The organism is Rhodoblastus sp. (genome assembly GCF_041915505.1).
In the GTDB taxonomy this organism is placed as follows: domain Bacteria; phylum Pseudomonadota; class Alphaproteobacteria; order Rhizobiales; family Beijerinckiaceae; genus Rhodoblastus.
The window spans coordinates 1-7,760 of sequence record NZ_JAYSBG010000162.1 but is presented as its reverse complement, the minus strand read 5'-3'; the positions used below and the strand labels follow the sequence as shown (position 1 = coordinate 7,760).

Sequence of the window (7,760 nt, the reverse complement as noted above, 5' to 3'; positions counted from 1 at the left end):
TACGGTTTCTGCGACAAGCTCGCCGCCGCCGGCGTGACCATCAACCGGCCGCCGCGCGACGGCAATATGGCCTTCATCCGCACGCCGGACGGCATTTCCATCGAATTGTTGCAGAAGGGCGCCGCCTTGCCGGCGCGCGAGCCCTGGGCCAGCGCGCCCAATATCGGAAGCTGGTGATGGCGCGCAAAAGCGGGGCCGAGAAGAAGAACGGCGCAAAGAGCAAGGCGGAGCGGGCGGCGCGGGAGGCCATTGTCGCGGCCTGCCGCGCGATGAACGCGCAGCATTTCAACCAGGGCGCCGCCGGCAATATTTCGGCGCGCTTTGGCGACGGCATGCTGATCACGCCGAGCGGCGTCGATTACGACGAATTGACGCCCGACATGATCGTGGCCATGGACCTCGGCGCCGAGGCGCCCGTCCGCGACAAGAAAACCGGCCTGAAGGCGTCGAGCGAATGGCGCTTCCACCGCGACATTTTCCGCGCGCGGCCGGATGTCGGGGCCGTGGCGCACGCCCATGCGCCTTATGCGACGGTTTTGTCCATGCTGCGCCGGCCGATCCCAGCCAGCCATTACATGATCGCGGCTTTCGGCGGCGCCCGCATCGAATGTACCGATTACGCGCCGTTCGGCACGCCGGAATTGTCGGCGCTCGCGGTGGCGGGGCTCGGGCCGCGACAGGGCGTGTTGCTCGGCAGCCATGGCATGATCGCAGTGGGGCCGGACCTCAAGCGCGCGCTCTGGCTCGCCGGAGAACTCGAAACCCTGGCCCGGCTGCATTATCTCGCCAGCCTCGCGGGCGGGCCGGTCATCCTGTCCGAAACCGAGGTTTTGTCGCTGGTCGAGCGTTTCGCCGGCTATGGGCCGGGCGCGCCGAAAGGTTAACGAAAGGTTAAGCTGCGACCTTGGCACGCGGCCCGTTTCGGGAATCTCACGCCATTGTGATTCGTTCGTCGTCCTCGTTCATTGGTATCATTCATCCGTTCCCAATGGCGTTGCGTTTCTGGAACGGTTTTTCCCCGAAATGCCGCGCGCGGACGCATAATCAGAGCAAAAACCCGTCAGCGCGCCTCGAGATCGGAGAGTTGCATGCGAACGAGCGAATTGTTCCGCACCTGCGCCAATGAACATGTCGCCGCGGCGGCCCTCGCCTGTATCGGCGGGAAGCTGCAACGCCGCGTCGCCGCCGCCGCGCGGCGGGCGGGCGTCACCACGGGCGCGCTGGTGGCGCGGCTGGTGTCGGATTACGACCGCAAGGCCAGCCCGATGCTGCGAAAAATCCTTGAAACCGGCATGTTCCGCAGCGAAATGCCAATCCTCGCCGGGTTGCGCCATGTCGTGGAGACGGCGCTGGAAGACGCCTGGGACGTATCGCTGGAAGTGGTGCGCCACGCCAGCGGCGGCGAAGCCCGCCGGCGGCATTGGGAGGCCAGGACCGGCCCGCTGATGCGCCGCGAGCTTGAATTGAAGGCGCTCTACAGCTGAAGGCCTCGTCCCTGACAGACAGCCGCCGTCCCGTCCGGGGCGGCCTTTTTCTGCCCCTCGCTTGCTTTCGCCCATGAAGGCGGGGATAACGGCCCCTTTCTCAAGAGGGCCGCTTGCTTCAGCTCCATTCTCTGCTGGCCGACTATGGTCCTTGGGCGATTTTCGTCCTGGTGGCGCTGGAAAGCGCGGGCATCCCCATGCCGGGCGAGACCGTGCTGGTCACGGCGGCAGTCGTCGCGGGCCGGACGCAGGAAGGCTCGATCGCCGTCATTATCGCCGCGGCGGCGGCGGGCGCGATTTTCGGCGACAATATCGGCTTCTGGCTCGGCCGGGAATTCGGCCTCGGCCTGCTTGTCCGCCATGGCCGGCGCTTCGGCCTCGACGAGGACCGGCTGCGGCTCGGGCAATATCTGTTCGCGCGTTTCGGCGGGGCCATCGTGTTTTTCGGGCGTTTCGTAGCCGTGCTGCGGGCTTTCGCGGCCGTGCTGGCCGGCGCGAACAAGCTGGCGCCCTGGCGCTTCTTCCTCTACAACGCCGCCGGAGGCATTGTCTGGGCCACAACATTCGGCCTCGGCGGCTATTTCCTCGGCGCGGAATTCCACAGGATCGCCGGTCCTTTCGGCGCGGCGGGCTTTCTCGTCGCGCTCGGTCTGATTTTCGCCGCCTGGCGGCATTACCGAAAGAACGAGCAGGCGCTGATCGAACGCGCGAAAGCGGCGCTTCCCGGTCCGCTCGGCCTCGCCGGGTCGAGCGAAAGGGAAAGGTAACTTTCGGTTACGCCAAGGGATTTTCAACATTATTGCCCTAAATGCAGGGAAAGGGCGCCCTGCCTCGGTCTCGCGCCGGGGCGACAGCGGGCGCGAATGGAAGGCCAGATGTTCATCGAAACGATAAAGCCTCTGATCGCCCAGCACGGTTATCTGGCGGTGTTCTGCATTGTGGCGCTGGAAAGCGCGGGCATTCCGCTGCCCGGCGAGACGGCGCTGGTGCTGGCCGCCATGTTCGCGGGCGCGACCGGTCTGCTCGACATCAAGCTGGTCATCATTCTGGCCGCCGCCGGCGCGATCCTGGGCGACAATGTCGGCTTCTGGGCCGGGCGGCGCTTCGGCCTGCCGCTGCTGCTGAAACATGGCTCCAAGCTTGGCCTCACCGACGACCGCATCAAGCTCGGCCAATATTTGTTCGACAACCACGGCGCGAAAATCGTGTTTTTCGGGCGCTTCATCGCGCTGCTGCGCATTTTCGCGGCCTTTCTCGCCGGCGTGAACCGCTATAGCTGGGGGCAATTCCTGTTCTACAACGCCACCGGCGGCATCGCCTGGGCGGTGATCTTCGGGCTGGGCGGCTACGCCTTCGGCGACGCCTTCGAACATGTCGCCGGGCCCTTGGGCAAGATCGCGCTGGGCCTCGCGGTGCTGGGCGTCATCGGCGGCTGGTGGATCATCCACACCCAGGAGCAGAAATTGATCGTGCGGGCGGTGGCGGCCTATCCCGGTCCCTTGCGCGCGCCGGAGCCGGCTGCGGAAAAGAAGGCCGAGGCAAAAGAGCCGGCGGCCGCCGGCGATTGATCATTTCATTGTTTCATAGAAACAATGAAATGATCTCGATTCTTGTTTGGGCGCGTATTCGCTTCGCGGACCTACGGTTCTTTACGCGAACCGGCATCCACTTCGCTTGACCCGAAGGGCCGCGCCAGCGAATACGCTATGGAAGCTCACAGCGACAGCTTGAAACGGCGGGCGATCTCGCCGATCAGGCCGCGGCGGAAGCTCAGCACGCTGACGACGAAAATCGCGCCCTGGATCACGGTCACCCATTGGCCGAAGGTCGAGAGATAATTCTGCATCGAGACGATGATCAAGGCGCCGATCGCCGGCCCGACGATGGTCCCCATGCCGCCGACCAAAGTCATCAGGATGACTTCGCCTGACATGGTCCAATGGACGTCGGTGAGGGTGGCGCTTTGCGCGACAATGGCCTTGGTCGCGCCGGCAAGGCCGGCGAGCGCGGCGGAGAGCACAAAGGCCGTGAGCTTGTACTGATCGGCGCGATAGCCGAGCGAAATGGCGCGGGTCTCGTTCTCGCGGATCGCTTTCAGCACCGTGCCGAACGGCGAATGCACGATGCGATAGATCGCGAACAGGCCGAACAGGAAGATCGCCAGCACGACATAATAGAGCGTCAGATCGTTGCTCAGGTCGATCAGGCCGAACAATTTCCCGCGCGGCACGGCCTGAATGCCGTCCTCGCCATGGGTGAACGGGGCCTGCAGCGCCAAGAAATAAACCAGTTGCGCCAAGGCCAGGGTGATCATCGAGAAATAGATGCCCTGGCGGCGGATCGACAGCGCGCCCGAGGCGAGGCCGAGCAAGGCCGCGGCCAGAGTCCCGGCGAGAATCGCGGCTTCGGGCGGCCAGCCCCAGACCTTGGCGGCTTCGGCGGCGATATAACTCGCCCCGCCGAGGAACATGGCGTGGCCGAACGACAACAGGCCGGCGAAGCCGACCAGCAGGTTGAAGGCGCTGGCGAACAGAGCCATGCACAAAGCCTGCGCCAGGAAGAACGGATAGACCGTCGCCGGCGCCGCCACGAGCAGCGCGCCGAACACGAGCATGGCGATGAGTTCGGTCGCGGGTTTTTCGGCGGGAACGCGGGCGGGAGGGGCGATGTCCGTCATGTCACGCCTTCCTGCCGAACAGGCCGGCCGGCTTGACCAGCAGCACCAGCACCATGATGACGAAGACGACCGTATTGGCCGCCTGCGGATAGACCACCTTGGTCAGGCCTTCGACGAGGCCGAGCAGGAAGCCCGTGACGATCGAGCCCATGATCGAGCCCATGCCGCCGATCACCACCACGGCGAACACGACGATGATGAGATCGGCGCCCATCAGCGGCCGCACCTGATAGATCGGCGCCGCCAGCACGCCGGCGAGCGCGGCGAGCCCGACCCCGAAACCATAGGTAAGGGTGATCAGCCGCGGCACATTGATGCCGAAGGCGCGGGTCAGTTGTGGATTTTCGGTCGCCGCGCGCAGGACAGCGCCGAGCCGGGTCTTTTCGATCGCGAACCAGGTCGCGAGACAGACGGCGAGCGAGAACAGGATGGTCCAGGCGCGGTAATTGGGCAGATACATGAAGCCGAGATTGACGCCGCCCTTGAGCAGGTCTGGCACCGGATAGGGTTGGCCGGAGGCGCCGAAGAAATTCTGGAACACGCCCTGCAGGATCAGCGCGACGCCGAAGGTCAGCAGCAGGCCGTAGATATGGTCGAGCCCGGCGAGACGGGTCAGCATGGTCCGCTCCAGAATCATGCCGAAAACCGCCACGCCCAGCGGCGCGAGCAGGAGCGCCGGCCAATAGCCGATATGGAACGTGTTCAGCAAGAACCAGGCGAAGAACGCGCCCATCATATAGAGCGCGCCATGGGCGAAATTGACGATGTTCAACATGCCGAAGATCACGGCGAGGCCGAGGCTCAACATGGCGTAGAACGCGCCATTGATGAGCCCGACCAGCAATTGCGCGAACAAGGCCTGGGTCGTCACGCCGAGCAGGGGGATCATGCGATCCCCCCGGTTTGGCCGCGCGTTTTGGCGCGGGTCACTTGGTCACCAGCGGGCATTCGCTCTGCGCCAGCGGCCGGAACGCCTCCTCGCCCGGAACGGTCGCGACCACGGTCGCGTAATCCCAGGGATATTTGGATTCGGCCGGCGTCTTGACCTTGAGCAGATAAACCGGATGGATCTTGCGGCCGTCCTGGCGGATATAGCCCTTGCCGAAGGCTTCGTCCTCGGTCGGCATGGATTTCATGGTCGAGACCACGGCCGCGCCGTCAGCGGGCGATCCAAGCGCCTCGATCGCCTTCAGATAATGGATCAGCGAGGAATAGACGCCCGCCTGCACCATGGTCGGCTTGGCGCCGTTCTTCATGCGCTTGGAAAAGCGATTGCCGAAATCGCGGGTCTGGTCGTTCAGGTCCCAATAATAGGATTCGGTGAATTCGAGACCCTGCGCGGCGTTGAGGCCGAGCGCATTGACGTCGGTGAGGAACATCAGCAAGGCCGCGAGATTCTGGCCGCCTTGGGTGAGGCCGAATTCCGCCGCCTGTTTGATGGCGTTGGCGGTGTCGGCGCCGGCGTTGGCGAGGCCGATCACCTTGGCCTTGGAGGATTGCGCCTGCAACAGTTGCGAGGAGAAATCGGCGCTGTTGAGCGGCGCCATCGCGTTGCCGAGCACCTTGCCGCCATTGGCGACGACCACGGCGGTTGTGTCGCGCTCCAGGGCCTTGCCGAAGGCGTAATCGGCCGTCACGAAGAACCAGCTGTCGCCGCCCGCCTTGGTGATCGCCTTGCCGGTGCTATTGGCCTGGGAGAAGGTGTCATAAGTCCAGTGGATCGTGTTTGGCGAACAGGCCTTGCCGGTGAGGTCGGAGCTGGCGGCGCCGGAGATCAGCACGACCTTGTTCTTTTCCTTGACGATCTGGTTCACCGCGAGGGCGACGCTGGAGGTCAGCACGTCGAGAATGACGTCGGCCTTGCCCTGGTCGATCCATTCGCGGGCCAGGTTGGAGCCGACATCGGCCTTGTTCTGATGGTCGGCGGAAATCAGGTCGATCTTCCAGCCCTTGGCGAGCATGCCGGAATCTTCGATCGCCATTTGCGCCGCGACCGCCGAACCGACGCCGCCCGCATCGGCATAGGGGCCGGACATATCGGTCAGCACGCCGACCTTGATGGTTTTGTCATCCGCGAACGCCGCGCCCGCGATGAACAGGCCGACGGCCGCGCCGGCAAAAGATCGCTTCAGCATTTCCCCTCCCTTTCGGCGCGCTTCGCGCGCCATTCCAATCAAACGCCGAGATAGGCGTGCAGTTTGTCCATATTGGCGGCGAGCGCCGCGCTTTCGAACGATTCGACGATCTGGCCATGCTCCATCACATAGAACCGGTCGGCCAAAGCCGAGGCCCAGCGGAAATTCTGCTCGACCAGCAGGATGGTGAAGCCCCGGGCTTTCAGTTTCTCGATGGTGCGCCCGATCTGCTGGATGATGACCGGCGCGAGACCTTCGGTCGGCTCGTCGAGCATCAGCAGCTTGGCGCCGGTGCGCAGGATGCGGCCGATCGCCAGCATCTGCTGCTCGCCGCCGGATAATTTGCCGCCGGGGCTTTTCAGGCGCTCGCGCAGATTCGGGAACAGCTCGAAAATTTCATCGAGGCTCAGGCCGCCCGGCGCGATCTTCGGTGGCAGCAGCAGATTTTCCTCGACGTCGAGGCTGGTGAAAATGCCGCGCTCTTCCGGGCACAGCGCCACGCCGAGCCGTGCGATTCGCTCCGGCGGCAAGGCGATGGTCTCGCGGCCGTCATAGCGGATCGAGCCGCGCCTCTTGCCGATCATGCCCATGATCGATTTCAGCGTGGTGGTCTTGCCGGCGCCGTTGCGTCCGAGCAGCGTGACGATCTCGCCCTGCCGGATCTCCAGCGCCGCGCCGTGCAGGACATGCGATTCGCCGTAGAAGGCGTGAAGATCGGAAACGGCGAGCAACGGATCAACCATGTGCGGGGCCCCCCGCCGCCTGCGCGCCAAGATAGGCCTCCTGCACCGCCGGATTGGCGGAGACTTCCGCGTAATCGCCTTCCGCCAGCACTTTTCCGCGCGTCAGCACGGTGAGGCGATCGCAGATGCGCGCCACCACATTCAGATTATGCTCCACCATCAGCACGGTGCGGCCCTGCGCGACGCGCTTGATGAGTTCGGCGATGCGGTCGATATCCTCATGGCCCATGCCCGCCATGGGCTCGTCGAGCAGCATCATCTGCGGCTCCAGCGCGAGGGTCGCGGCGATTTCCAGCGCCCGCTTGCGGCCATAGGGCATTTCGCCGGCGCGCGTCTCGGCCCATTCGGTCAGGCCGACTTCTTCCAGCAGCGCGCGGGCGCGCGAATCATATTGCCGCAGCGTGCGGTCAGAACGCCAGAAATCGAACGAATCGCCACGCGCGCGCTGCAGCGCGATGCCGACATTTTCGAGCGCGGTGAATTGCGGAAACACCGCCGAAATCTGGAAGGACCGCACCAGCCCGAGTCGCGCGACATCGGCCGGCTTCGAGCGCGTGATCTCGCGGCCCTCATAGCGAATCGCGCCGCGGGTCGGCTCCAGAAATTTGGTCAGCAGATTGAAGCAGGTCGTCTTTCCGGCGCCATTGGGGCCGATCAGCGCGTGGATCGTATGACGCCGGACGCGGAGGCTCACGTCGCTCACCGCCGTGAACCCCGCAAA

Annotated in this window: 10 protein-coding genes; 5 read left to right on the top strand and 5 right to left on the bottom strand. The window is 64.6% G+C overall.

Going from position 1 to position 7,760, the window contains the following annotated elements:
* The 5 genes from ACE3S9_RS11355 to ACE3S9_RS11335 all read left to right on the top strand — a co-directional run.
* Positions 1-177, top strand: a 177-nt coding sequence (locus ACE3S9_RS11355) for a VOC family protein (protein ID WP_374546574.1), incomplete at its 5' end; no start/stop codon positions are given.
* Complete coding sequence (locus ACE3S9_RS11350) at positions 177-884, top strand: class II aldolase/adducin family protein (RefSeq protein WP_374546573.1); 708 nt, start codon at positions 177-179, stop codon at positions 882-884. The genes ACE3S9_RS11355 and ACE3S9_RS11350, both read left to right, overlap by 1 nt.
* 204 nt (positions 885-1,088) lie before the next feature.
* On the top strand, positions 1,089-1,484 hold the full coding sequence (locus ACE3S9_RS11345; protein WP_374546572.1) for a hypothetical protein: 396 nt from the start codon (positions 1,089-1,091) through the stop codon (positions 1,482-1,484).
* A gap of 113 nt (positions 1,485-1,597) precedes the next feature.
* The gene (locus tag ACE3S9_RS11340) at positions 1,598-2,251 is read left to right on the top strand and encodes a DedA family protein (protein ID WP_374546571.1); all 654 of its coding nucleotides are present in this window, start codon (positions 1,598-1,600) and stop codon (positions 2,249-2,251) included.
* A gap of 108 nt (positions 2,252-2,359) precedes the next feature.
* Complete coding sequence (locus ACE3S9_RS11335; RefSeq protein WP_374546570.1) at positions 2,360-3,052, top strand: DedA family protein; 693 nt, start codon at positions 2,360-2,362, stop codon at positions 3,050-3,052.
* Between the two features lie 146 nt (positions 3,053-3,198).
* On the opposite strand, the gene ACE3S9_RS11330 is transcribed toward ACE3S9_RS11335, so the two are convergent.
* The 5 genes from ACE3S9_RS11330 to ACE3S9_RS11310 form a co-directional block, all read right to left on the bottom strand.
* Positions 3,199-4,161, bottom strand: a complete 963-nt coding sequence (locus ACE3S9_RS11330; protein WP_374546569.1) for a branched-chain amino acid ABC transporter permease — start codon at positions 4,159-4,161, stop codon at positions 3,199-3,201.
* Between the two features lies 1 nt (position 4,162).
* Positions 4,163-5,050, bottom strand: coding sequence for a branched-chain amino acid ABC transporter permease (locus ACE3S9_RS11325; protein ID WP_374546568.1), 888 nt, complete (start codon positions 5,048-5,050; stop codon positions 4,163-4,165).
* A 37-nt stretch (positions 5,051-5,087) separates the two neighbouring features.
* A complete protein-coding gene (locus tag ACE3S9_RS11320; RefSeq protein ID WP_374546567.1) occupies positions 5,088-6,296 on the bottom strand; it encodes an ABC transporter substrate-binding protein in 1,209 nt (402 codons plus the stop codon).
* A gap of 38 nt (positions 6,297-6,334) precedes the next feature.
* Positions 6,335-7,039 (bottom strand): ABC transporter ATP-binding protein, encoded by a 705-nt coding sequence (locus ACE3S9_RS11315; protein ID WP_374546566.1) that lies wholly within the window; start codon positions 7,037-7,039, stop codon positions 6,335-6,337.
* On the bottom strand, positions 7,032-7,760 hold a 729-nt coding region (locus tag ACE3S9_RS11310), incomplete at its 5' end, for an ABC transporter ATP-binding protein (RefSeq protein ID WP_374546565.1). The genes ACE3S9_RS11315 and ACE3S9_RS11310, both read right to left, overlap by 8 nt.